Source organism: Pandoraea cepalis, assembly GCF_902459665.1.
In the GTDB taxonomy this organism is placed as follows: domain Bacteria; phylum Pseudomonadota; class Gammaproteobacteria; order Burkholderiales; family Burkholderiaceae; genus Pandoraea; species Pandoraea cepalis.
In genome coordinates this window covers 598,403-621,116 of sequence record NZ_CABPSL010000001.1, presented here as the reverse complement: position 1 = coordinate 621,116, position 22,714 = coordinate 598,403, and the positions used below count along the sequence as shown (strand labels likewise).

Sequence of the window (22,714 nt, the reverse complement as noted above, 5' to 3'; positions counted from 1 at the left end):
GGCACGGGGGAAAATTCTCGCGACCTGGTGGCGGCAAGGTGTGAACATAGATCGCGCCTTATTGGCGATTTTTGCGGTAGCTTATTGTCTCGTGCGTTGGACAATCCAGGCCATCGCCCGCACATCCCTTTCACAGGAGTCCATCTTGTCAGCTGCTGCCCCCGCCTCGCTCACGCTCTATGTCGACGCTCGATTCACAAGCCCCTACGCACTGTCGGTCTTCGTCACGCTACGTGAGAAAGGTCTGCCGTTTGATCTGCAAACCGTGGATCTCGTGCAGGGCGCGCATTATGAGACCCGCTTTGCGAACCTATCGCTCACGCGTCGCGTGCCCACGCTCGTGCACGGCGATTTCACGCTGTCCGAATCGTCGGCCATCACCGAATACATCGAGACCATTTTCCCCGAGGTGCCCGTGTATCCGTCAGATGTATGCGAGCGGGCTCGCGCGCGTCAGGTGCAGGCGTGGCTGCGCAGCGATCTGGGCGCCTTGCGAGAAGAGCGTTCGACCGAAGTGATCTTCTACCGTCCAGTGGACGAACCCCTCTCCGACGCAGGTCACGCGGCCGCGAGCAAGCTGATCGCCATTGCCCAGGACCTGCTGGCCGATGGCCGCATGTCGCTGTTCGACAAGGCGGGCATCGCAGACGTCGATCTCGCATTGATGATCAACCGTCTCGTGTACAACGACGACGTGGTGCCTGCGGCACTGGTCGAGTATGCCCGCCGCCAATTTGCGCGACCGGCCGTGCAGGAGTGGCTGGCGATGACGCGCCCGCCGCGTCCGGGCGACAGCATCGACGGCAGGGCCGCGGCCTGACGGGGCCGTCGCCCTGGACGAATAACCCAGTCGCTCCCTCCTGATAAACGAAAACGCCCGTTTGACACGTTGCTGTCCTTCGTGGAGACGAACGGCGGCAGCCGTCATTTCGCGGGAATATCGACAAATCTCGCACTTTTCTTCTAATAATCGGCCAATTTCCGATTTTTATCGGCGTCATCGCCCTCTGAATGATGTTGTGACGGCGCGGGTGGTGAATTCAGTCGACAGGCAGGGGGCTAAAGGAGGAAAATATGGCGACCTTGCCGTTTACGTTAACGGCACTGACGACTGAAGCCCCCTCTGCCGAGACATTCAAGAAACATGAGCGCCGATAATCAATTGCGTTTTGTCGTGGAGCCGCACGCCAACCCCACCCCTGCCGACCAGATCGCCGCCAAGCTGGCGAACCCGGTGTTTGGCCGCGTATTCACGGATCACATGGTCACGATTCGCTGGACCGAGGGCACGGGCTGGCATGACGCGAAGGTAGAGGCCCGCCGTCCGTTCGAGATCGATCCGGCCTGCGCCGTGCTGCACTACGCGCAGGAAATCTTCGAAGGAATGAAGGCCTATCGCAGCGAAGACGGCAAGATCTCGCTGTTCCGCCCGCAAGCCAATGCCAAGCGTTTCCGTGAATCGGCCCAGCGCATGTCGATGGCCGAGTTGCCGGAAGCCGTGTTCCTCGAAGCCGTGGAAAAGCTGGTCGACATCGATCGCGCATGGATCCCGGGCACGGAAGGCAGCAGCCTCTATATCCGCCCGTTCATGTTCGCCTCGGAGAGCTTCCTCGGCGTGCGCGCCGCGCATGAATACATTTTCTGCGTGATCGCCTGCCCGGTCGGCCCCTACTTCAAGCCCGGCAAGTCGGCCGTGACCGTGTGGGTGTCCGACCAATACACGCGTGCCGCCCCGGGCGGCACGGGCGCCGCCAAGTGCGGCGGCAACTACGCGGCGAGCCTGATCGCGCAGACCGAAGCCAGCGGCAAGGGCTGCGATCAGGTCGTGTTCCTCGATGCCGCGCAACATCGCTGGATCGAAGAGCTGGGCGGCATGAACGTCTTCTTCGTCATGGACGACGGCTCGCTCCAGACCCCGCCGCTCGCCGGCACGATTCTGCCGGGCATCACGCGCGCGTCGATCATCGAAATGGCCAAGCGCGACGGCCTGACGGTCAACGAAACGCCGTACGAGTTTGCCCAGTGGCAAGCCGACGCAGCCAGCGGTCGTGTGAAGGAAACGTTCGCGTGCGGCACGGCGGCGGTGGTCACGGCCATCGGTCAGGTGCGTCACGCCAAGGGCGAGTTCAATATTGGCGACGGCGGCGAAGGCCCGGTCACCAAGCGTATTCGCGATCAGCTCACGGGCATTCAACGCGGCAAGGTCGCCGATCCGTTCGGCTGGGTGCACCACGTCGCCTGATCGACGGACGTTGTCCACATAACAAGTTGTGAAGTTGCGCATCGCCCGAGACAGCGATGCGGGAAATCATCGGCGGCGTGCCACGACACCAGGAGAGTCGGGCGCGCCGTCTTGTTGTATTTGACTTGCAGATCATGGAACAGAATCCAGGCGCCATGGCGGGCAGCCCCCGCAGCGCCCTCGCGGCAGCCGACACAATCGGCGTTCCGCACTCCGTGCTCGAAGACATCTATGCGATGGTCATCGGCATGGCATTCGTGGTGGTCGGGCTCGTGCTGCTCAAGGCAGCCGGGTTGGTCACCGGCGGCGTGGCCGGCATTGCACTGCTCGCGTCCTACGTCTTTCCCCTCCCGGTGGGCACCATCTTCACGCTGGTGAACATTCCGTTCTTCCTTTTTGCGTACGTCACGATGGGCCCGCGCTTCGCGCTCAAGTCCACCGTCGCGAGCGTCGGCATCACCTTTGCCCTCGCGGCCATGCCACAGACCTTCGACGTCGCCTTCGTCAATCCGCTGTTCGCCGCATTCGTCGGCGGCACGCTGTGCGGCATGGGGATTCTGGCGCTCGCGCGTCACGGGGCCGGCGTGGGCGGCACAGGCATCGTCACGCTGTGGCTGCAACGCGAGCGCGGCATCAACGCGGGCATTACCCAGGCGTGCATCGACACGACGATTCTGCTCGCCTCGCTCACCACGATCCCCGCGGGACGCGTTGCCTGGTCGGCACTGTCGGCGCTCGCCATGAGCGCCATGGTGGTCGCCTGGCACCGGCCAGGCCGTTACACCGGACGCTGAACCGCGTCAGACGGGCGCGTCCGGGCGATAGGCACTGGCCTGTGTCAACAGCCACTCCCGGAACACGCTGAGTGGTTGCCCATGCGTGAGTTCCGTCGGATAGACGAGGTAGTAGGCCGACTCGGCCACGCTCTTCACGTCGACCGGAATCGTCAGGCCAAAGTTGGCCAATTGTCCCTCGACGAAGAATTTCGGCACCAGCGCGACGCCGAGCCCGGCGGCCGCGCCCGCGATGAGCATCGTGTGCAGCTCATAGCGCACCCCCTGGAGCGCCCGATGGTCCTCGATGCGTTGCTCCGCAAACCATTGGGTCCAGGCACTGGGGCGTGTCGTCGAGTGCAGCAGCGGATACTCGAGCAGATCGGCAGCCGTGCGAACCGGCCCTTTGAGCAACGACGGTCGGCACACCGGCACAACTTCCTCACCGAACAGATAATCCGACGAGGTGCCCGGCCAGGTTGGCTGCCCGAAATGGATGGCCGCTTCGAAGTGCGTCTCGTCGAACGTGAACAGGTCGGTGTGCACCCCCATGTTCACCCGAACCTCCGGGTGGCGGGCGTCAAAATCCTTCATTCTCGGAATCAACCACTCGGACGCGAACGTCGGCAGCACCGCCAGTTCCAAATACCCGCCCCCGCTGCCGTGCGCCATGATCGAGAGCGTGTCTCGATCAAGTTGTTCCAACGTGCGGCGCACTTGCATGCCGTACAGGCGTCCGGCGCGGGTGAGCACCACGCGCTGCTTGGCGCGAACGAACAGACGCACCCCCAGTTGCGCCTCCAGCGTGGCGATCTGACGTGACACGGCACTTTCCGTCAGAAACAGCTCGCGCGCCGCGTGCGTAAAGCTTTCGTGTCGGGCCGCGGCCTCGAATGCCAGCAGCGCCGCCGTGCCGGGGGTCTTGAATTTGCGCATATTGATTCCAAAAACGCATCAAGTGGCAATTTTATCTCGCTTTACGAGTGAGGCATCCATTCCAATAATGCTGTCAATGCAAGATGGCATGGGGTGAGGCGTTCCCTGCCATGCCCTGACACCCTGCGATGCCGCCTGAGACGGCGTTCCCCCTTGAGATAATCCGATGCGCAATGCCAATGTGCAGTCCCTGCTGGTTTCCCTGATCGGGCAAGCGCGTACCGACGCGCTCTTCGCGACACTCAATTCGCCGTCGATCCTGGCGGATGCCGAGCCGGGATGCGTGACGAGAGCCGAACTCGCGCAGGCCATGAACATGGCCCTGTTCGAAGGGCTGCTGGCGCGTTCGCCGAATGGACGCACCTACACTGAAGAAGCGATTGCGGGCGGTGGCAGCGTCTACTTCGATCACGGCGCGCTGCGCACCGTACGCTGGGCCGGTAACGGCGCGCTGCCGCCGGGCGAAGCGGCCTTCACGCGCATTTTGCGCCCGCTGGGCTTCCGTCTGAACGGTCGCTATCCGCTCGACCGTCTCGGCATGACCGGCCGCGCCTATGCGCACGCCGACGCCCCCGAAGAGATTTCGCAGTTCTTCGTGAGCGAGCTGCATCCCGAGCGTTTCTCCGAGACGTTCCAGCAAGCCGTGTCGCGTGTGGTCGGCACGTCGAAGGATCCGCTCACGCCTGCGGCCGCCGGTCAGCTTTGGGAACTGGAGCGCGACGGCACCCTGCCGCTCGAAAGCGCACAAGCGCTGCTGCCGGTGATCGTTGGCGCGTTTGCCCGTCAGCACGATGTTCCGAGCGAAGCCGATTACGAACTGCTGTTGGCGGAATCCGCCGAAATGGCCTGGATCGCGACCGAAGGCAATGCGTTCAATCATGCGACCGACCGTGTCGACGACGTGTTCGCGTTGTCCGACGCCGAGAAGGCCAAGGGCCGCCCGATGAAGCCCGACGTCGAGCGGTCGCGCTCGGGTCGCGTGTTCCAGACGGCCTATCGTGCCGACACCGTGCGTCGCGAGTTCCGCGGCAAGGACGGCGAAATCGTGACGCGCGACGTGCCGGGGTCGTTCTACGAATTCATCACGCGGCATCGCGAGTACGACACCGAGAAGCGTTGCTGGAAGATCGACCTGCGCTTCGACGCGGGCAATGCGCAGGGTATTTTCAAGATGACGGCCAACGCCAAGTAATGGAGGGCTCGAGGTGTCGGGCGCACAATATGTCCGTGCCTCGATGCTGCGCCTCAATCTGCCGACACCGGTGAACAGCACCGTCGGCCAACACTGAATTCCATAGGGGTATCCACGTGAACGCAACTTCCATCCTCAACGAACTGGGCATTGCCAAACTGGCCGAAGCGGGCGACATCGCTGTGCATTCACCCATCGACGGCACATTGATCGGTCGCGTGGCCAGCGCCTCGGTCGCCGACGCCCAAGCCACCCTCGCCCGCGCGCAGACCGCGTTCACCGCATGGCGCAACGTGCCCGCACCGCGTCGCGGCGAACTGGTGCGTCTGCTCGGCGAAAAGCTGCGCGAGCGCAAGCAGGCGCTGGGCGCGCTCGTCACGCTCGAAGCCGGCAAGATCCTGCAAGAAGGGTTGGGCGAAGTGCAGGAAATGATCGACATCTGCGATTTCGCCGTCGGCCTGTCGCGTCAGTTGTACGGCCTGACCATCGCGTCGGAGCGTCCGGGCCACCGCATGGCCGAGACGTGGCACCCGATGGGCGTGTGCACGGTCATCTCCGCCTTCAATTTCCCGGTGGCCGTGTGGGCCTGGAACGCGGCGCTCGCGCTCGTGTGCGGGAACGCCGTGGTGTGGAAGCCCTCTGAGAAGACGCCGCTGACCGCACTGGCCGTCAACCGTTTGATGGAAGAAGTCATCGCCGAATTCGGCGACGCGCCGGAAGGCCTGACCGCGCTCATCGTCGGCGGTCGCGACGTGGGCGAGGCACTCGTCGCCGATCCGCGCTCGGCCATCGTGAGTGCGACGGGCAGCACGGAAATGGGCCGCAAGGTCGGCGTGGAAGTCGCGCGCCGCTTTGGCCGCTCGATCCTGGAACTCGGTGGCAACAACGCGGGCATCGTGACCGGCAGCGCCGACATGGAACTCGCCCCGCGCGGCATCCTGTTCTCGGCGGTGGGCACGGCCGGTCAGCGTTGCACTACGCTGCGCCGCCTGTTCGTGCACGAGAGCGTGTACGACAAGACCGTCGAGCGTCTGAAGACGCTGTACGGCAAGGTTGCCATCGGCAACCCACTGGAGCGCGGCACGCTCATGGGCCCGCTGATCGACGAAGGTGCCTTCAAGCGCATGCAAGACGCCCTGGACAAGGCACGCGCGCAAGGTGGCAAGGTCACGGGCGGCGAGCGTTACGCGGTCGCGGGCGCGGAGAACGCGTTCTATGTGAAGCCGGCCATCGTCGAGATGCCGTCGCAGACGGAAATCGTGCTCACCGAAACGTTCGCACCGATCCTGTATGTGCTCAAGTACAGCGACTTCTCGCAAGCGATCGACGCCAACAACGCCGCCTCGCACGGCCTGTCGTCGTGCGTGTTCACGACCGATCTGCGCGAAGCCGAGCGCTTCACGTCGTCGGCGGGTAGCGACTGCGGCATTGCCAACGTCAACATCGGCCCGAGCGGCGCGGAGATCGGCGGCGCCTTCGGCGGCGAGAAGGAAACGGGCGGCGGACGCGAGTCGGGTTCGGACGCGTGGAAGGGCTATATGCGCCGTGCCACCAACACCGTCAACTACTCGTCCGCTCTGCCGCTCGCGCAAGGCATCGACTTCTCGATCGAGTGAAGTCTCGATAACCCGCCCCGACGTCGCCCATGCCCATGCGCGACGTCACGCAACGGGTTACGCATCTGGCCAACGCCGGACGTGCCCTGCCCCCTCGGCAGGTACGCCCGGCGCCCCTCCCCGATAGCCGAATTCCGTCACGCTTTGTTTAGCGAGGCCCCCATGTACGCCTTCACTTCTGTGTTCGCCAACCCGGCCGGTTCGCCGATTCGCGAATTGTTCAAATACTTGTCCGAGCCGGGCATGATTTCGTTCGCGGGCGGCTATCCCGCAAGCGACCTGTTCGATGTGGACGGTCTCGCCGCAGCGCAGGCCCGCGCCTTCGCGCAACCGACGCGCTGCCTGCAGTACGGGCCGACCGACGGCCTGGCCGAACTCAAGACGCAGCTTCTCGCGCTGATGGCCTCGCGCGGCGCGTCCTGCGCCGCCGATGAGCTGCTGGTGACGACCGGCTCGCAACAAGGGCTGGACCTGCTGCTGCGCGTGATGATCGCGCCGGGCGATGTCGTGGTGACCGAGCAGCCCGCGTATCCGGCGACGCTGCAGGCATTGCGACTGCAGCAAGCGACGATCGTGACGGTGCCCGTCGACGCACACGGTCTCGACGTCGCGCACCTGAGCACGCTGCTGCACGAGGGCAAGATCGCCGTGCCGAAGCTGCTGTACACCGTGCCGACCTTCGCCAATCCGACCGGCGCAACGCTCTCGCGCGAGCGTCGTATCGCGCTGCTGAAGCTGGCGGTCGAGTACCGGTTCATCATCGTCGAGGACGATCCGTACGGCGACTTGCGATTCGCGGGCGACGCGGTGCCGACCTTGCTCGGCCTGACGGCGGAAGTGCCGGGATCGCGCGACTGGGTGGTGCACTTCTCGAGCCTGTCGAAGATCGTCGCCCCGGGGTTGCGCGTGGGTTGGACGGTCGCGCCGCCGGAGATTGCGCGCCGATGCGTCGTCGCGAAGCAGACGGTCGATCTATGCAGCGTGCCGTGGACGCAAGCGGTCGCGGCGGAATATCTGGCAGACGGCGCGTTGGCACGCCATCTGCCGAGGATCACGGAAGCCTATCGCCGCAAATGCGACGCGATGTGCGACGCGTTGCGCGCGACGCTGGGCGATGCCATCGCGTTCCACGCGCCGCAGGGCGGCATGTTCGTGTGGGCGCGTCTCGCCGCAGTGAAGACGAGCGATCTGCTGCCGCACGCGATCGCCGAGAAGGTGTTGTTCGTGCCGGGAACGGCGTTCTTCGCAGAACAGGCCGACGAGGCTTCGCTGCGGTTGTCGTTCGCGGCGCCGGCCGTATCAGCGATCGAGGAAGGCGTGGCACGACTCGCGCGTGCAATGCACGCGACCGGCGCCACGCGATGATCAACGCGGCAGGCTGTCGCGCACAATCTGCGCGAAGTAGCGCGCGCCAAGCGGCAGAATCGCGTCGTTGAAGTCGTAGCAGGCATTGTGCAGCGGGATGGCGCCTGGCGCATCGCCGCTGCCGTTGCCGATGAACGCGAAGTTGCCCGGCACGTGCTGGAGGAACACCCCGAAGTCCTCCGAAGCCATCATCGGCGCAACGTCCGCGTCGACGCGGGTTTCGCCCACCACCGCCTGCGCCGCGCGAACGGCGAGCGCCGTATTGTCAGCCCAGTTCATCGTCGGCGCGAACTCGTGCGTGTACTCGAACTCGCCATGCGCGCCGTGCATCGCACAAACGCCCAGACTGATCTCACGCATGCGTGTCTCGAGCAGTAGCTGCACGTCCGGCGAATAGCTTCGCGTGTCGCCTTTGATGACGACATTCGTCGGAATGGCGTTGCGAATGCCGTCCGTAATGAATTCCGTGCAAGACACCACCGCCGACCGCCCCGGATCGACACTGCGCGACACCACGGTCTGAAGCCCCACGACGATCTGCGCGCCGATCACGAGCGGATCGATGCCCATGTGCGGGCGCGCCGCGTGGGTTCCCTTGCCGCGAATGCGGATGACGAAGTTGTCTTCGCTCGCCATGATGCCGCCGACGCGCGTGGCGAAGTGACCTGCCGCGATGCCCGGCATGTTGTGAACTCCGTAAATCGCATCGATCGGGAAGCGGTCCAGCAACCCATCCGCAATCATCGCCTTCGCGCCGCGGCCATGCTCCTCGGCGGGCTGGAAGATGAAGCGCACCGTGCCGTTGAAATCGCGCGACGCCGCCAGCAGCTTCGCCGCGCCGAGCACCATCGACATATGACCGTCGTGCCCGCAGGCGTGCATCTTGCCCGGCACTTGCGACGCGTGGTCACGCCCCACCGCCTGCTCGGCGATCTGCAGGGCGTCCATGTCGGCCCGAATGCCGATCGCGCCGCGCCCGTCGCCCACCCGCAGATTCGCGACAATCCCCGTACCGCCGATGCCGCGATGCACCTCCAGCTCGAGACTCGCCAGAATCGTCGCCACCGTTTGCGACGTGGCGACTTCCTCGAAACCGGTCTCCGGTTGACGGTGGAACGCGTGTCGCCACCCCGTCAGCGCCTTGGCAAAATAGAGGTCCTGCGTCATGACTGACTCCTGTGAATGCTGTTGATCGGAGACGACATCAGCGTGCCAGCCACGCCTGCTGGCGCCGCGTCACCGACGTCGCCGGTTCGCCCACAAGGTCCGCATAAACGCGCGGCGCTGTCGCGCCTTCCGTGTTGATCAGCAGCACGCGTGAGTTCGCGTTCAGACCGATGGCCGTTGCCAGCGCAGGCGTAGCGGCCGCCTGCATCAAACCCGCCAGACCTGCTACCCCCGACTCTCCCGCGACAAAGGGCACGTCGTTGTCGCTGCCGCGCGCCAGGCGCCGCATGGCTTCGACGGCCTCGGCATCGGTGACGGTCATGAACGCATCGACCGACGATTGCAGGAATCGCCACGCGAGCGGCGACGTCTCGCCGCAGGCCAGCCCGGCCATTACGGAATCGACCGACCCCGACGCCGAGGCTGCCTTGCCCGCAATGGCGCTCTGATGGAGGCAATCGGCCTGCATCGGCTCCACGACAACGAATGTTGGACGCCACACGCCCCAGCGCTCCCAAAGATAGCTCACGATACCCGCCGCCAGTCCACCCACGCCCCCTTGCAGGAAGACATGCGTGAGCGGGCAGGCGGCGTCCGTGCGAGCGTCTACGCTGCAGAGCGCTTCATCGACTTCGGCCGCCACCGTCCCGTAGCCCTGCATGACGTCGCGTGGAATGGCCTCGTAACCCTCGTACGACGTGTCCGAAACCACATGCCAGCCGTGACGCGCGGCAAGCGCCGCCGCCGCGTCCACCGACGCATCGTAATTGCCCTCGCCGCGCACGATCTCGGCACCGTACGCGGCGATCGCCTGTTCGCGCTCCTCGCTCACCTGCGCGTGCAGCACGATGACGCAGCGGCAGCCAATGCTCTGCGCTGCCGCTGCGAGCGCGCGACCGTGGTTGCCGTCCGTCGCGCTGATGACCGTGACACCGGCCAGCGCGTCGCGATGCTCACCTCGCAGAAGCGTTCGCGCGGTGAAGCCGAGTGTTTCGCATTCGCGCAACAGAAGGCGCACGAGCGCGATCGGCGCGCCCAGGGCCTTGAAACTGCCCAGCGCCGAGCGCAGCGCTTCGTCTTTCACGAGCACGCTGCAAACGCCCAGCGATGCGGCCAGATCGGGCAGCGCGCGCAGCGGTGTGCTCCCGCGCGTCAGCCCATCCCAATGGGCCAGCCACTCGCGGCTCTCTTGCGCACGAGCGATGCTCATGATGTCCTGGAGGTCGGCCGGGTATGGCGCGCGAGCGGCGTGCGGATTGACGTACAGCATGGGGGGCTCCGGTATTGCGGTATTTCGGGATGTCGGGATGTCCGAACGGTTCTATCGATGTACGCCGAGGCGCCTTGCAACGACATCGAGCAGCACTTTCGCGCCGTTCACCAATTGCTCGTCGTCGGTGTGCTCGCGCGGGTTGTGGCTGATGCCGCCCCGGCTCGGCACGAAGATCATCGCCGCCGGCGCGATGCGCGCGATCATCTGTGCGTCGTGGCCCGCGCCCGACGTCATGCGCTTGGACGACAGGCCCAGCCCGCTGGCGCTCGCTTCAATGACGTCGGCCAACTCGGCGTCGAAGACAACCGGCGAGAAGCGCGCCAGGCGCTCGGCCGAAATGCGCACGCCTTCGTCTTGTGCGAGCTTCGTCAGGAATGCCGAAAAATGCGCTTCGCTCGCTGCCAGACGTTGTTCGTTCGGGTCGCGCATATCGACCGTGAATACCGCCTTGCGGGGAATCACGTTGATGACGCCCGGCTCGAACCGCAGCGTGCCAACGGTCGCGAGCGTCGTGCCGGCGTCGACGGCGATGCGCCGCAGCTCGGTGACCGCGGCGGCCGCGGCATAGCCGGCATCGTGGCGCAGACGCGTCGGCGTGGTGCCGGCATGATTGGCGTTGCCCTGCACGGTGATCTGCTGCCACGAAATGCCCTGTAGATTCTCGACGACGCCGATCTGCCGCCCTTCCGCCTCGAGAATCGGGCCTTGTTCGATGTGCAGCTCAAGATACTCGTGGGGCACGAGGGTGCCCGGCATCATCTCGCCCGCGTATCCGATACGCACGAGTTCATCGCCCAGACGCGCGCCATCGGTGCCGATGGCATCGAGCGCCTCGGCCAGCGGCAAACCCCCCGCGTGAACCAGCGAGCCCATCATGTCCGGATGAAAACGCGCGCCTTCCTCGTTGGTGAATGCCGCGACCGTGATCGGACGCGACGGCACGACGCCCGCTTCGCGAAATGCCCGCACGATCGCCAGGCCACCGAGCACGCCATAGCATCCGTCGAGCGCGCCCGCGTTGACGACGGTGTCGATGTGCGACCCCATCATGAGCGGGCGCAGCACCTCACCCGCCTCTCCCGCCGCGTCCTTCGTGGCCGACGCCAGCGTGCCGAAGATATTGCCGATGCGATCGATCCGCACGTCGAGATCGAGTTCGCGCATCCACGCGACGACCTGATCTCGCCCGGCTTTCTCGGCATCGGTGAGCGCGACGCGAGTGCGGCCGCCCGCCACGGGATCGGCACCGATCTCGCCCAGCTCATGCAACTGTTGCAACAGCACGGCGCCGTTCAGGCGAAGGACGGTGGGGGCGTTCGTAGCGGACATAGGGGAATGCGGTCGTTTCGTTGGAGATGTCGATGGGACAGCCGCTCGCGCAAGCGCTTTCAGCGATGGGTTTTGCGCGTCACCGCTGGCGGAGTATCATCGATCTGCCTGAATAATATTCCGGGGCGCGTGTACGATTAACCCGTTTTTAGCCGAAAAATCGAATTTTTATTGCGTCACATGACCCTGGACAGTTACGACATCGCCCTGCTCGCCGCGATCCAGCAAGACGCGACGACGCCTCAGCATGCGCTTGGCGCGCAAATCAATCTGTCATCGGCCGCGGTGAATCGGCGGCTCAGAAAGCTGGCCGACGAGGGCGTGACACGCAAGACCGTCTCGCTGGTGGATCCGGCCAGCGTGGGCTACACGCTGACGATCATTACCGAGGTCGAAGTCGAGAACGAGCGGCTCGACCTGCTCGATGCGATGAGGCGCAGCTTTCTCGCCTGCCCGCAAGTGCAGCAATGCTATTACGTGGCGGGCGAATGCGACTTCGTGGTGATCATGGTCGTGCAGAACATGGCGCAGTACACCGAACTCACCCGCGCCCTGTTCTTCGAGAGCAACAATGTCAAACGCTTCAAAACGCTCGTGTCGATGAGCAACGTCAAGGTCGGGTTGGAAGTGCCGCTGGACGCGCTCGGCAGTTGAACGCAACGACACCCGGTCATTCTCCTGGGCACCACGCCCTGACGAACGACCGGGGAAACATCACAGGGCATCAGGACATCAGGGCATCAGTACTTTGTCCACGACGTGAATCACCCCATTCGATTGCATGACGTTGCTGATGGCGATGTTAGCCACACCGCCCTTGTCATCCGTCACCATCAGGTGTCCGCCCATCTGCGTCACGGTCAGTGAATCGCCTTCGACCGTTTTCAACATCGCCTTGCCGCCTGCGTCTTTGACGGCCTTCATCAGATCCTGCGCGGAGAGTCGGCCCGGCACCACGTGATACGTGAGCACCTTGTCGAGGGTTGCCTTGTTCTCGGGCTTGAGCAGCGTATCGACAGTCCCCGCCGGCAGTGCCGCGAACGCTTCGTTGGTCGGCGCGAAGACCGTGAAGGGCCCGGGGCCGGAGAGGGTGTCGACCAATCCGCCGGCCTTCACCGCGGCGACGAGTGTCGTATGGTCTTTTGAGTTCACCGCGTTTTCGATGATGTTCTTCGAGGGGTACATCGCCGCCCCGCCGACCATGACCGTCTTCTCACCGCTGTCCATCGGCGCCGCGCAAGCGCTGAGCGCCGATCCGAAAACACAGCAGGTTGCCACAAGCACCGGCAGAAATCCGGTCGAGTAACGAGTCTTCATTTTCTCACCCCATTGATGGCGCTTCGCAAATCGGAAGCCCTCTTACTTACGAACAAGCCGGGTGAGCGGATGCACGCTCCGGAAATGAATTCACGAAGGTGGCAATGTCGTCCAGCACTGGCGCATACCCTCGCAGCGGTGCGCTAAGCGTTCCCAGAAGCATCGCGTGTCCGAGGTCGTAGTGCCGCACTTGCACCGCATCGTTCATCCCATGCAAGCGCTGGGCAAACCGCGTCGTATTGCCCGGATCGACGACCGTGTCCGCGTCGCCCACGGCCAACCACATGGGCGGTTCCCTACCCGTCACGAAATGAATCGGCTGACTGGCGAGTCGCACCGGCTCGGGAAATATACGGCGAAGCACATCGCTCTTGAGCGGCAGGAAATCGTAGGGGCCGGCCAGACCGATGACGCCCGCGATATCGCACTCGCGCATGCCATTGGCGTGCAGGTAGCGGGCATCGGTTGCCAGTAACGCGACCATTTGCGCGCCCGCCGAATGACCCATGAGAAACAGGCGGTCGGGGTCGCCGCCATACGCTCGCGCACGCTCGCTCGCCCAGCGCACCGCGATCGCGGCGTCGTCCATGAAGCCCGGGAAGGTCACCTCGGGATAGGTTCGATAGTCGGGCACGACCACCAGGAAGCCGCGCGAGGCGAGCGCCTCGCCCACAAAGCGGTAGTCTTCACGTTGGCCGTTCTGCCAACTCCCGCCGTAGAAGAACACGACCACCGGCATGCCGCTCGCCCCCGCGTCGGGGTGTGTTGGCACATAGACGTCGAGTCGCTGTCGCTCCGACGTGCCATAAGCGACGTTCGTGACGTCACGATACGTGGTCCGCGGCGTGAGCGCATTCACTAGCCCGACGGGACTGCACGCACACAGTGCGACGCTGGTAAGCACCACGGCCAGCATGCCGCCGAGCGAGACATTCGTCATGTTCCCTTCCTGTCGAATAGAGGCCGGGGAAGGCCAATGCCCCCCCCGGGCTTGCCTTCGTCAGTACGGGAATGGCGATCGCCCGGATGCACGTCCGAGCGGAAATCGGCGGATTTTTTTGTTTCCGCTGCATCCAAGGGATCGCGACGTCCGTATACCCGTGACACGCGTCTTGAACCCGCTACGGAGCTTGCATCATGCCTGCCGCCGCCATTGCATTCGTCGGACTGAATCTCGCGCTGTATGCCGCGTGGCTTTCTCGATGGCGCAGCCACGAAGGCGTCAAACGAACGCGCCACGTTGCGGTGGCCGTGTTCGCCGGTGCGAGCGTGCTGCTGGCGGGTTGTACGGGCGCGCCGCCCAACCCCAACCCTCGCGCGGACGTTCCGCTTCACACGGTGCCGGTCGACCTGCCGCGATACATGGGCAAGTGGTATGTGATCGCCAACATCCCCTATTTCGCCGAACGCGACTTCGTCGGCAGCCGCGCCGAGTGGAAGTTGCGCGACGACGGCAAGATCGACGATCACTTCTATGGCCGCAAGGATGGGTTCGACCAACCCGAGCGTCATTACCAGTTCCTCGATAGTGTGGTCCCGGGCAGCGGTGGCGGGGAGTGGCGTGTTCGCCTGTTCTGGCCCATCTATGTCTCGCAGCTTACTGTGTATGTCGATCCGGATTATCGGTACACGCTGCTGGCCTATCCCGACAAATCGTTGGGCTGGATCTTTTCGCGCGAGCCGACGATGGACGACGCGACCTACCGCGCACTGCTGTCTCGCTTCGACGCCATGGGTTACGACACCACGCGCTTCCGGCGCGTCCCCCAGTTTCCCGAGCAACTCGGTCAGCCGGGCTTCGCCACCCCGGGGAAAAGCGAATGAAAGCGAGTCGTCTGACAAGCGTGATCGTGTGTTTGGTCGGCACGCTGGCAACGTCACCCGCCTGGTCGGGATGTCGCGATGCATTGACAACAGCCCACCGCGTTGGCGCAGGTGAGTTTTGCGTGCTGGGCTTCTGTCTCTACAAGGCCGAGCTTTGGTCGCCGCACACGCCCGTCTCGGACGACACGCCCTTCGCACTCGTCCTCAAGTACGAACGCAGCGTCAGCGGGGAGCGCATGGTCTCGACCGGCATCGACGAGATGCAGCGACTGGCCCCGCGTCCGATCGCGAACGACACGCTCAATGCGTGGCGCGAGGACATGCAGCGTGCGTTCGGCGACGTGTCACGCGGAGACGAGCTATGTGGCGTCTATCTGCCTGGGCGTGGCGCACGGTTCTATACGAACGGGACACTGAAGGCCGACGTTCCCGACATGGCGTTCGCGCGGGCATTCTTCGGCATCTGGCTCGACCCGAACACGCGGGCGCCTTCGCTTCGCAGACACCTGTTGGGCGAAAGCCCATGACCGGCCGTGGTATCGCGACGGTGTAACCCACCGCACCCGGGAGGTTGCCTCGGCCTGGTCTACGTCGTACTCGGCCAGGTTGGGTGGTTCACGTGCGTGCTCAGCGCCGCCAAGGGAGACGGATGGATAGGCGTCGCGCTCGTGGCCGCCATGGCGGCGGGTCATCTGTGTCTGGACCGGCGACCGCTTCGCGAAGCGGGGTTTCTCGTCGTCGTCACAGTGCTGGGTTTCGGATGGGAGTCCTGCGTTTATCGCACCGGCTGGATCGCCTACCCGAACGGCGTGCTTGTCCCCGGATTCGCGCCGTATTGGATGGCCGGGCTATGGGCCCTCTTCGCGTTGCAGATCAATCCCGTCTTCGCGTCGCTGCGCCGTCGCCGGCTTCTGTGCGCCATGCTTGGCGCGGTGGGCGGTCCACTGTCGTTTCGCGCGGGCGCGGCTTTGGGGGCCGTGCAGTTCATCGACATCTGGCGAGCGCTCGCCTTGATTGGCGCGGGATGGGCGGTCATGCTGCCCGGACTGATCACGCTGGGGGAGGCGATCGGTTCGGGGCCGATCGCCTCCCGTAAGGCTACCGACGCCATGCAACATGACGATCGGTAGTCACCCGGCAGTCATACCCCTCAACGTTGCCCGGCCGGCACGCTGGCCGCGCCACTGACCTCATTGCTGCGCGCTTCCGGCGCCGGCACCAGCCCGACCGATGCGATCTCCTGGCGTCCCAGCGAGATGATCGCGGCGGCGAGCGCCAATGCCACGGCGAAGATACCGAACGTGTAGCTCGGCGACGGGTTGAACGTTGCGACGATGCCAATGATCATCGGTCCCATGATGCCGCCCACGCGGTTCAGCCCCACGGCCACACCCATCCCCGTGCCACGCACTTCCGTGCGATAGCACATCACCTGATAGTTGTTGAGCACGGCCTGCGCACCGAAGATGAAGAAACCCAGCGCCGCGACGAACGGCGGTGCCCACAGATTGCCCAGCGCAATGCCGACCGAGATCATCGAGATCGATGCCAACGTGTAGCCAATGATCATCGCCTTGATGCGGCTGCGCAGCTTGTCCGCCAGCCATCCCATGCCGATTCCGCCAAACACCGACGCCAGCATCACCAGCGTGCCGTAGGCGAACGCCGATGACACACCGCCGCCGCTCGCGACGACCAGCGTCGGCAGCCAGCCCGTCAGACCGTGGATGCAGAACAGACTGAGGAAGCCAACGATCCAGTGAACGATCGTGTTGCGGCGATACATCGGCGAGAGCAGTGCCGCGATCGAGCCAATCGTCTCGGGCTTGTGCATCGGCGCAAACGTCGCCGTGCGATACACCGCCTCACGCTCAGGACGCAGCTTGGCGAGCAGTACGCGCACTTCCGACTCCCGTCCGCGCAGCATCAGATATTGAATCGATTCAGGCAACCACAGTGTCGCGGCAATCACCACCAACAGCGATGCGGCACCGATGTAGTACAGCGACTCCCAACCGAAGTGCGCCGTCATCGAGAGCCCGGCGATGCCTGCGAAGATCCCGCCTGCGGAGAAGCCCAGTTGGAACACCCACGTCGCAAACGTGTTCGCGTTCTTCGCCGGCGCCCACTCGTTGATGCAGGTCAGCGCCAGTGGCGTCACCATGCCCAGCGCCGTGCCCATGATGAGGCGGAAGATCGCAAACCCCAGCGGCCCATGCACGACGGTGGCGAGCAGGCCGCTCGAGATCGTCAGCATCCACAGCGCCAGCAGCATGACGCGGCGGCGTCCGAACCGGTCCGACAGCAGGCCTTGCAGCACCGAGCCGATCGACAGGCCGATGATGCCACTCGAGAGCATGAAGCCGATCATGCCGGGCGAAGGCTGCCAGGTCTTGCGCACCAGCGGGATGACGTAAGCGGCATTGAACAGATCGTAGCCATCGAAGAACATGATGGCGGTGAGCAGCACGGCAAACTTGAAATGAAACCCGCCGAATTTCGCCTGCGCGATTTCTTCGCGCGCGGTAATGGTTGTCGTCACGATTGTCTCCAGACCGTGTCAGTCGCGGCCGCGCCGGTCTGGTGCCGGCGTGTTCCGCATATTTAATGGCGGCTTGCCACACCCGCGCCAGCGGGCGTGGCACCGGCCGTCAACTCAGCGCGCCGATCAGCGCGTCGAGTTGTGATGCAAGCGCACTCGCGTGTCCCGCGACACCCCAAACGTAGTGGTCCGGTCGCACGATTGCCGCGTGGCAATCGTGCTTCTCGAACCATCTCGCGAGGACACCTTCCTTCTCCTGCACTGCCACACTGCCGGCCGGCAACGATGCTGCCGAGCCAAGCACCACGACCCTTGCGCCGATATCGCGTGCCGCGGCGACCCAACCGCTGTCCAGCAACGCAACATCGTCGACCACCACGCGCCAGCCGCCCCCGACCACGTCGTCGAGCAACGCGGAGGCGTTCGCGTCCGTCGCAACGAGCGGTTGCGGGAACAGCGTGCCGTTCACGGCGTTACCGTCAGCGGCAAGCAATCCGGACTGCAACGGCGGCACGATTTCCTGACGCGTAACGGTCTTCACCACACCGCCGCACTCGGCCAGCAGTCGTGCGTCGCGCGCGGCGGCCGCCGCTTCGTCACGCTCGCAGATCACGCGACCGATCTCCTTGATGCGGGTGGTCAGTGTCGTCACGTGCTGCTTGCGTTCGACCTGATACGTGTCGAGCAGCGCGTCCGACGCCGTGCCGCGAAGCACCCGTTCGAGCTTCCAGACCAGGTTGACGATGTCGCGCACGCCCTGACACATCCCCTGACCGATGAACGGCGGTTGCTGATGCGCGGCATCACCCGCGATGAACACGCGGCCACGGCGCCATTCGCTCGCCACCAGCGCGTGGAAGCGATAGCTCGCCGCGCGCCACAAGGTGCCATCTTCCGGCGTGAGCCAGCGCGAGAGCAGTTGCCACACGCTTTCGTCTTCGCGCATTTGCGCGGGATCTTCCCCGGGCGAGAGCATGATTTCCCAGCGGCGATGCCGTCCGGGACCCACGATGTACGTGCACGGGCGCTTCGGCTCGCAATACTGGATCGCCACCTTCGGCAACTTGGCCAGACCGCTGTCGTTGACCATCACGTCGACCACGACCCACGGTTCGTCGAACACGAGGTCTTCGAGCGCGATGCCCAGCGTGGTGCGCACGAAGCTCGACGCCCCGTCAGCGGCAATCAGATACTTGGCCGTGACGGTGCGCGTCTGGCCGGCGTCGTCGCGCAGGCGTGCGGTGACCGCCTCCCCCGTGTCTTCGAATCCGATCAGCTCGGTGCCCAGCGCGAGGCTCACGCAGTCGTAGCTCGCGGCCTGATCGCGCAGCGCTTGCTCGACCGGCGGCTGCGTGAAGGTCATCGTCGGCGTATAGCCCATCGGATAGGGCTTCTCGACGGTGGCGATGCGCTTGATCAACTGCCCTTGCGTGCCGTAGTACTCCGACGGCGGAAACACATCGACGAACGGGGCGATGCGCTCGGCTAGCCCGAGATCCTGGAAGATGCGCATGATCTCGTGATCGAGCGCGATCGCACGCGGCTTGTCGTAGACCTCGCGCGCCTTGTCGACGCACAGTGTGCGCACACCGAGCTTGCCGAGCAGGTTTGCGGCGACGGCCCCCGATGGGCCGAAGCCGGAGATGAGAACGTCGTAGGACTCGTTCATGACGCTCATTTCGCCTCGACTTCGTCCTGCACGAGGTTGGACAGCACGCCCACACGCTCGATGTCCACTTCCACGCGATCGCCGGCCTTCATCCACACGGGCGGCGTGCGGGCGAACCCGACACCGGCCGGCGTGCCCATGGCGATCACGTCGCCCGGTTCCAGCGTCATGCATTCAGACAGCAGTTCGATGGTTTCGGCCACGCCCCAGATCATGTCGGAGGTGTTGGTCTTCTGCATCACCTGGCCATTCAGGCGCAGTTCCATCTTCAGCTCGGTGGCGCCGGCCGGCAGGTCCTCCGGCGTGACGATCCACGGGCCGAACGCGCCGGTACCGTCGAAGTTCTTGCCGATGGTCCACTGCGACGTGCGCTTCTGAAAGTCGCGCACCGAGGCGTCGTTGAAGCAGGCGTAGCCGAAGACGTGCTCGAGCGCGTCGCTGCGCTTGATATGTCGACCGCCTTTACCGATCACCACGGCCAGCTCGGCTTCGTAGTCGAACTTCTCCGACACGTACGGACGAATCACGGGATCGTCATGGGCGATCAGCGAGGTCGCGCCGCGGAAGAAGATCAGCGGGTACACCGGCTTCAGGTTGCCGCCTTCCTTGGCGTGATCATAGAAGTTGTGGCCGAGACAGACGATCTTGCCCGGACGCGGTAACGCCGGGGCGAGCTTGACATCCGATAGGCGCACGCGCTGACCGGCATGATTGGCTACCGCACGCTTGGCGGCGCCGAGCACATCGACATCCTGCTCCAGCGCGACGCGCAGATCGGACGGCACGCCGGGTTCGGCCGCTGCCAGGTCGATGACGTCATCGCCGTCGACCACCCCCAGGCGCGTGCCTGCTTCATGCTTGTATGTGACGAATTTCACCGAAAGACTCCGTGGACTTGATTGAAGATTGACGCGACGGCTTCAGCCGTGGCGAAAGCGAATGGTTTTCTGGGCTTCCTTGAGGCGCGGCGACGGCGACTTGCCGACACCCCACTGATCGATGCGTCCGGGCGGCCACTTCCAGTCATCCGGCCCGCCGGTGCGGTAGGTGTCGTCGACCTGTTGCACTTCGGCCGTGTATTCGATGACGAAGTCGAACGGCCCGAGGAAATACGCGAACACGTTGTTGCCCGGACCGTGACGCCCGACGCCCCACTCGATCGGATAACCGGCATCGTTCATGCGGCCGCCACCGCGCATCACCGAATCGAGGTCCGGCATCACGAAGGCGATGTGGTTCAGGCTGGTCTCGGTGGCATCGGCCAGCGCGATGCTGTGGTGATCGGTGCCACACCGCAAAAAGGCCATGATGCGGGTGCGATCCGAAAGCTTGAAACCCAGCGCGTCTTCGAAGAAGGTCTGCGCGACGGCCACGTTCTCGCTGTTCATCACGACGTGCGTGATCTTGATCGGCGCGTCGGCGCGCTCTGCCGTGTCGGTCCAGCGCATGTCGCCAAAAATGAAGCGCAGCACGCGGCCTTGCGGGTCCTGTACGACCAACTGTGTGCCGCCACCGGGTTCGGTCACCGGTGCCGGGCCGTCGATCACCGTTCCGCCGTTGGCCGGAATCGTCTCGGCCAGCATCGACAGCGCGTCGAGCGAAGGCACGTTGAAATCGACGCTGCGTACGTCGGCGCGGTCGCTGCGATGCAGCGCGAGAATGTGATGCGCCGCGCCCGTACCGCGCAGATAGACCGCGTCATCGGTGCGCGCCACGACGCTCAGATGCCAGGTCTCGGTATAGAAGGTTTCCGCGAGCGCGAGATCCGGCACGCCGATGGCAATGCCGCGCAGTGCGCTGACGAGGGACGACGTCATGAGTGACTCCTTGCAGACATGCCGAGAAAGCGTTCGGCATTGAGATGAATCAGGGATTCGCGCAGCGTCGCATCGGCGAACGCGCGCTCGATGCTGGCGACCGGCGTGGTCTCTCGAAACGCGAACGGATAGTCGGTGCCGAGCATCAGTTGTGTGTGGCCGAAGGTCCTGACCAGGTGCGCGAGTGTGTCGTCGTCGAACACCAGGGCGTCGTAGTACAGGCGTCGCGCTTGGGCGCTCGGCGATTCGAGTAGCGTGTCGTCGAGCGGCTTGAACACCTTGTGCGCGCGTTCGAGTCGTGGCAACAGCGACGCAAGCGTACCGCCGCCGTGACTGAACGCGATGCGCAGCGTCGGGCGACGCACGATCAGATTTGTCGTGAGTACCGACGCGGCGGCCAAGCCAACGTCGGTGGGGTAGCCGAGGGCTTGCAACAGAGGCTTCGGCCCGACCAGTCGCGCCTCGCCGGCCGGGCGCAGTGCATGCACGAAGATCGCCGCGCCGAGCGCTTCGGCCGCTTCGAAAAAGGGATCGAAGCATGCTGCGCCGATCGGCACACCGTTGATATTGCTGCCGAGTTCCACGCCCGCGAAGGCGCCCGAGGCCATCATTCGGGTCAGTTCGGCAATGGCGAGATCCATGTCCTGCAACGGCACCGCCCCGAGACCGACGAAGCGCGTCGGCGCGGACGCGACCATCTTGGCGATCTCGTCGTTGACGTAGCGATTCAGATGCGCGGCCTCCTGCGCCGGCAGCCAGTAGCCGAGCAACTCTGGCATGGGCGAGAGCGCTTGCACGCCGACCCGCTGCTCGGTCATGTCGTCGAGCCGCTTGCCGGCATCCCAGCAGCGGTCCGAGACCGTGCGATAGAGACCGCCGTCGATCATCACGTGCCGATGGCACTCGTGCGCCGGCGCCATCGACGGCCAGCCGGCCGGCGTGACGCCCAGCGACTTCGGAAACTCGGCGGGAATCACATGGCAGTGCACGTCGATACCGGGCAGCGCAGCACAGCCGCAACCGTGGCCGTGTACGACAGGCTCACTCATGACGCAGCCCCGCGGCCATCACGCCGGCGATGCAGATCGCTTCGTCCTCGTCGCCTGTGCCGCCCGATGCACCCACGGCGCCGATGACGCGGCCGTCGGCATCGCGAATCGGAACGGCGCCGGTCTGGGGAATGAACTTGCCGCCGTGCGTAACCGCGAGTGCATTGAAGAAGGCGGGATTGTCCTTGGCACGGGCGAGCAGCGCGCGGCTGCTGGCGCCCATGCTCACACAGGCCCACGCCTTGCCGGTTGCGATGTCCACTCGCGACATCGACGCGCCGTCTTCGCGCTGCACGGCCTTGATGTGGCCAGCATCGTCGAGCACGACGACCGCCATCGCCTTGTACTGATGTTGGTGGCTCGCAGCGAGTGCCGCCGCGATGATTTCGTTGGCCTGCGCCAACGTCAGGGGGGATGCCATACGACTGATCTCCGAACGCGTCCAGGCGTTGCGATCTCGATCAAGCGATCGCACCGGACCTTTGTTGCGAGCAATTATATATACAAAAACACTGATTTGTTATTTTCGTACACAAATAATCGTAAACACCTAGGTTTCCGACGTTGGCATTGGACTGACCCGTTTCAGATATACTTGCACGT

22 protein-coding genes are annotated in these 22,714 nt (G+C 64.6%); 10 read left to right on the top strand and 12 right to left on the bottom strand.

The genetic code is table 11. From position 1 onward, the window contains the following. The first annotated feature begins 145 nt into the window (after positions 1-145). The 3 genes from yfcF to PCE31106_RS02865 all read left to right on the top strand — a co-directional run bounded on the left by yfcF (position 146) and on the right by PCE31106_RS02865 (position 3,036). Positions 146-820 carry a glutathione transferase gene (yfcF, locus tag PCE31106_RS02875; protein ID WP_150562313.1) on the top strand — a complete coding sequence of 225 codons (675 nt, stop codon included), beginning with the start codon at positions 146-148 and terminating at the stop codon, positions 818-820. A 324-nt stretch (positions 821-1,144) separates the two neighbouring features. After that, on the top strand, positions 1,145-2,242 hold the full coding sequence (locus PCE31106_RS02870) for a branched-chain amino acid aminotransferase (RefSeq protein ID WP_017232587.1): 1,098 nt from the start codon (positions 1,145-1,147) through the stop codon (positions 2,240-2,242). Between the two features lie 134 nt (positions 2,243-2,376). Further along, entirely contained in the window at positions 2,377-3,036 is a 660-nt protein-coding gene (locus tag PCE31106_RS02865; RefSeq protein ID WP_254440889.1) for a YitT family protein, read from the top strand. 6 nt (positions 3,037-3,042) lie between these two features. Here the strand turns inward: PCE31106_RS02865 and PCE31106_RS02860 are convergent, their stop codons facing one another. Further along, entirely contained in the window at positions 3,043-3,951 is a 909-nt protein-coding gene (locus tag PCE31106_RS02860) for a LysR family transcriptional regulator (protein WP_150562312.1), read from the bottom strand. 166 nt (positions 3,952-4,117) lie between these two features. Here PCE31106_RS02860 and PCE31106_RS02855 point away from each other — a divergent pair, with 166 nt between their 5' ends. The 3 genes from PCE31106_RS02855 to PCE31106_RS02845 all read left to right on the top strand — a co-directional run bounded on the left by PCE31106_RS02855 (position 4,118) and on the right by PCE31106_RS02845 (position 8,124). Then, complete coding sequence (locus PCE31106_RS02855; RefSeq protein WP_150562311.1) at positions 4,118-5,143, top strand: DUF1338 domain-containing protein; 1,026 nt, start codon at positions 4,118-4,120, stop codon at positions 5,141-5,143. Positions 5,144-5,259: 116 nt separating this feature from the next. Then, positions 5,260-6,759 (top strand): L-piperidine-6-carboxylate dehydrogenase, encoded by a 1,500-nt coding sequence (amaB, locus tag PCE31106_RS02850; RefSeq protein WP_150562310.1) that lies wholly within the window; start codon positions 5,260-5,262, stop codon positions 6,757-6,759. Between the two features lie 162 nt (positions 6,760-6,921). Further along, positions 6,922-8,124: an aminotransferase-like domain-containing protein gene (locus tag PCE31106_RS02845; RefSeq protein ID WP_150562309.1), complete on the top strand. Its 1,203-nt coding sequence runs from the start codon at positions 6,922-6,924 to the stop codon at positions 8,122-8,124. Here PCE31106_RS02845 and PCE31106_RS02840 read toward each other — a convergent pair whose 3' ends face one another. From PCE31106_RS02840 to PCE31106_RS02830, 3 genes are read right to left on the bottom strand one after another with little or no spacing between them, the layout of a single operon-like run. After that, a complete protein-coding gene (locus PCE31106_RS02840; protein WP_150562308.1) occupies positions 8,125-9,291 on the bottom strand; it encodes a M20 aminoacylase family protein in 1,167 nt (388 codons plus the stop codon). Between the two features lie 37 nt (positions 9,292-9,328). Then, positions 9,329-10,561, bottom strand: coding sequence for a diaminopropionate ammonia-lyase (locus PCE31106_RS02835; RefSeq protein WP_150562307.1), 1,233 nt, complete (start codon positions 10,559-10,561; stop codon positions 9,329-9,331). A gap of 51 nt (positions 10,562-10,612) precedes the next feature. Beyond that, positions 10,613-11,893: a Zn-dependent hydrolase gene (locus tag PCE31106_RS02830; RefSeq protein WP_150562306.1), complete on the bottom strand. Its 1,281-nt coding sequence runs from the start codon at positions 11,891-11,893 to the stop codon at positions 10,613-10,615. A 180-nt stretch (positions 11,894-12,073) separates the two neighbouring features. Between PCE31106_RS02830 and PCE31106_RS02825 the strand changes: the two genes are divergently transcribed. Next, positions 12,074-12,547 carry an Lrp/AsnC family transcriptional regulator gene (locus PCE31106_RS02825; protein ID WP_150562305.1) on the top strand — a complete coding sequence of 158 codons (474 nt, stop codon included), beginning with the start codon at positions 12,074-12,076 and terminating at the stop codon, positions 12,545-12,547. A 78-nt stretch (positions 12,548-12,625) separates the two neighbouring features. Here PCE31106_RS02825 and PCE31106_RS02820 read toward each other — a convergent pair whose 3' ends face one another. Beyond that, positions 12,626-13,210 carry a fasciclin domain-containing protein gene (locus tag PCE31106_RS02820; protein WP_150551731.1) on the bottom strand — a complete coding sequence of 195 codons (585 nt, stop codon included), beginning with the start codon at positions 13,208-13,210 and terminating at the stop codon, positions 12,626-12,628. Positions 13,211-13,256: 46 nt separating this feature from the next. Further along, entirely contained in the window at positions 13,257-14,150 is an 894-nt protein-coding gene (locus PCE31106_RS02815) for an alpha/beta hydrolase (protein ID WP_150562304.1), read from the bottom strand. A 197-nt stretch (positions 14,151-14,347) separates the two neighbouring features. Here PCE31106_RS02815 and PCE31106_RS02810 point away from each other — a divergent pair, with 197 nt between their 5' ends. The 3 genes from PCE31106_RS02810 to PCE31106_RS02800 are packed head-to-tail and all read left to right on the top strand — an operon-like array spanning position 14,348 to position 16,164. Continuing rightward, positions 14,348-15,034 (top strand): lipocalin family protein, encoded by a 687-nt coding sequence (locus PCE31106_RS02810; protein ID WP_254440888.1) that lies wholly within the window; start codon positions 14,348-14,350, stop codon positions 15,032-15,034. After that, positions 15,031-15,561, top strand: a complete 531-nt coding sequence (locus tag PCE31106_RS02805; RefSeq protein WP_150562303.1) for a chalcone isomerase family protein — start codon at positions 15,031-15,033, stop codon at positions 15,559-15,561. The genes PCE31106_RS02810 and PCE31106_RS02805 overlap by 4 nt, the downstream gene beginning before the upstream one ends. 6 nt (positions 15,562-15,567) lie before the next feature. Next, on the top strand, positions 15,568-16,164 hold the full coding sequence (locus tag PCE31106_RS02800) for a DUF2878 domain-containing protein (RefSeq protein ID WP_083902212.1): 597 nt from the start codon (positions 15,568-15,570) through the stop codon (positions 16,162-16,164). A 20-nt stretch (positions 16,165-16,184) separates the two neighbouring features. On the opposite strand, the gene PCE31106_RS02795 is transcribed toward PCE31106_RS02800, so the two are convergent. From PCE31106_RS02795 to PCE31106_RS02770, 6 genes are all read right to left on the bottom strand, one after another. Next, the gene (locus tag PCE31106_RS02795) at positions 16,185-17,576 is read right to left on the bottom strand and encodes an MFS transporter (protein WP_017232602.1); all 1,392 of its coding nucleotides are present in this window, start codon (positions 17,574-17,576) and stop codon (positions 16,185-16,187) included. 109 nt (positions 17,577-17,685) lie between these two features. After that, positions 17,686-19,254 (bottom strand): bifunctional 3-(3-hydroxy-phenyl)propionate/3-hydroxycinnamic acid hydroxylase, encoded by a 1,569-nt coding sequence (locus tag PCE31106_RS02790; protein WP_017232603.1) that lies wholly within the window; start codon positions 19,252-19,254, stop codon positions 17,686-17,688. Next, positions 19,251-20,123 (bottom strand): fumarylacetoacetate hydrolase family protein, encoded by an 873-nt coding sequence (locus PCE31106_RS02785; RefSeq protein ID WP_017232604.1) that lies wholly within the window; start codon positions 20,121-20,123, stop codon positions 19,251-19,253. The genes PCE31106_RS02790 and PCE31106_RS02785 overlap by 4 nt, the downstream gene beginning before the upstream one ends. A gap of 42 nt (positions 20,124-20,165) precedes the next feature. Beyond that, on the bottom strand, positions 20,166-21,062 hold the full coding sequence (locus PCE31106_RS02780; RefSeq protein ID WP_150562302.1) for a VOC family protein: 897 nt from the start codon (positions 21,060-21,062) through the stop codon (positions 20,166-20,168). Further along, the gene (locus PCE31106_RS02775) at positions 21,059-22,111 is read right to left on the bottom strand and encodes an amidohydrolase family protein (RefSeq protein ID WP_017232606.1); all 1,053 of its coding nucleotides are present in this window, start codon (positions 22,109-22,111) and stop codon (positions 21,059-21,061) included. Before PCE31106_RS02775 ends, PCE31106_RS02780 begins: the two co-directional genes overlap by 4 nt. Continuing rightward, on the bottom strand, positions 22,104-22,532 hold the full coding sequence (locus PCE31106_RS02770) for a GlcG/HbpS family heme-binding protein (RefSeq protein WP_017232607.1): 429 nt from the start codon (positions 22,530-22,532) through the stop codon (positions 22,104-22,106). Before PCE31106_RS02770 ends, PCE31106_RS02775 begins: the two co-directional genes overlap by 8 nt. Positions 22,533-22,714 lie beyond the last annotated feature (182 nt).

What these genes read in the sequence shown, in the direction of transcription:
- PCE31106_RS02840 (WP_150562308.1), bottom strand. Translation starts at nt 9,291, where the DNA reads ATGACGCAGGACCTCTATTTTGCCAAGGCGCTGACGGGGTGGCGACAC.
- PCE31106_RS02845 (WP_150562309.1), top strand. Translation starts at nt 6,922, where the DNA reads ATGTACGCCTTCACTTCTGTGTTCGCCAACCCGGCCGGTTCGCCGATT.
- PCE31106_RS02775 (WP_017232606.1), bottom strand. Translation starts at nt 22,111, where the DNA reads ATGAGTGAGCCTGTCGTACACGGCCACGGTTGCGGCTGTGCTGCGCTG.
- PCE31106_RS02780 (WP_150562302.1), bottom strand. Translation starts at nt 21,062, where the DNA reads ATGACGTCGTCCCTCGTCAGCGCACTGCGCGGCATTGCCATCGGCGTG.
- PCE31106_RS02855 (WP_150562311.1), top strand. Translation starts at nt 4,118, where the DNA reads ATGCGCAATGCCAATGTGCAGTCCCTGCTGGTTTCCCTGATCGGGCAA.
- PCE31106_RS02815 (WP_150562304.1), bottom strand. Translation starts at nt 14,150, where the DNA reads ATGACGAATGTCTCGCTCGGCGGCATGCTGGCCGTGGTGCTTACCAGC.
- PCE31106_RS02865 (WP_254440889.1), top strand. Translation starts at nt 2,377, where the DNA reads ATGGAACAGAATCCAGGCGCCATGGCGGGCAGCCCCCGCAGCGCCCTC.
- PCE31106_RS02790 (WP_017232603.1), bottom strand. Translation starts at nt 19,254, where the DNA reads ATGAGCGTCATGAACGAGTCCTACGACGTTCTCATCTCCGGCTTCGGC.
- PCE31106_RS02770 (WP_017232607.1), bottom strand. Translation starts at nt 22,532, where the DNA reads ATGGCATCCCCCCTGACGTTGGCGCAGGCCAACGAAATCATCGCGGCG.
- PCE31106_RS02830 (WP_150562306.1), bottom strand. Translation starts at nt 11,893, where the DNA reads ATGTCCGCTACGAACGCCCCCACCGTCCTTCGCCTGAACGGCGCCGTG.
- PCE31106_RS02860 (WP_150562312.1), bottom strand. Translation starts at nt 3,951, where the DNA reads ATGCGCAAATTCAAGACCCCCGGCACGGCGGCGCTGCTGGCATTCGAG.
- PCE31106_RS02870 (WP_017232587.1), top strand. Translation starts at nt 1,145, where the DNA reads ATGAGCGCCGATAATCAATTGCGTTTTGTCGTGGAGCCGCACGCCAAC.
- PCE31106_RS02835 (WP_150562307.1), bottom strand. Translation starts at nt 10,561, where the DNA reads ATGCTGTACGTCAATCCGCACGCCGCTCGCGCGCCATACCCGGCCGAC.
- PCE31106_RS02805 (WP_150562303.1), top strand. Translation starts at nt 15,031, where the DNA reads ATGAAAGCGAGTCGTCTGACAAGCGTGATCGTGTGTTTGGTCGGCACG.
- PCE31106_RS02825 (WP_150562305.1), top strand. Translation starts at nt 12,074, where the DNA reads ATGACCCTGGACAGTTACGACATCGCCCTGCTCGCCGCGATCCAGCAA.
- PCE31106_RS02810 (WP_254440888.1), top strand. Translation starts at nt 14,348, where the DNA reads ATGCCTGCCGCCGCCATTGCATTCGTCGGACTGAATCTCGCGCTGTAT.
- PCE31106_RS02820 (WP_150551731.1), bottom strand. Translation starts at nt 13,210, where the DNA reads ATGAAGACTCGTTACTCGACCGGATTTCTGCCGGTGCTTGTGGCAACC.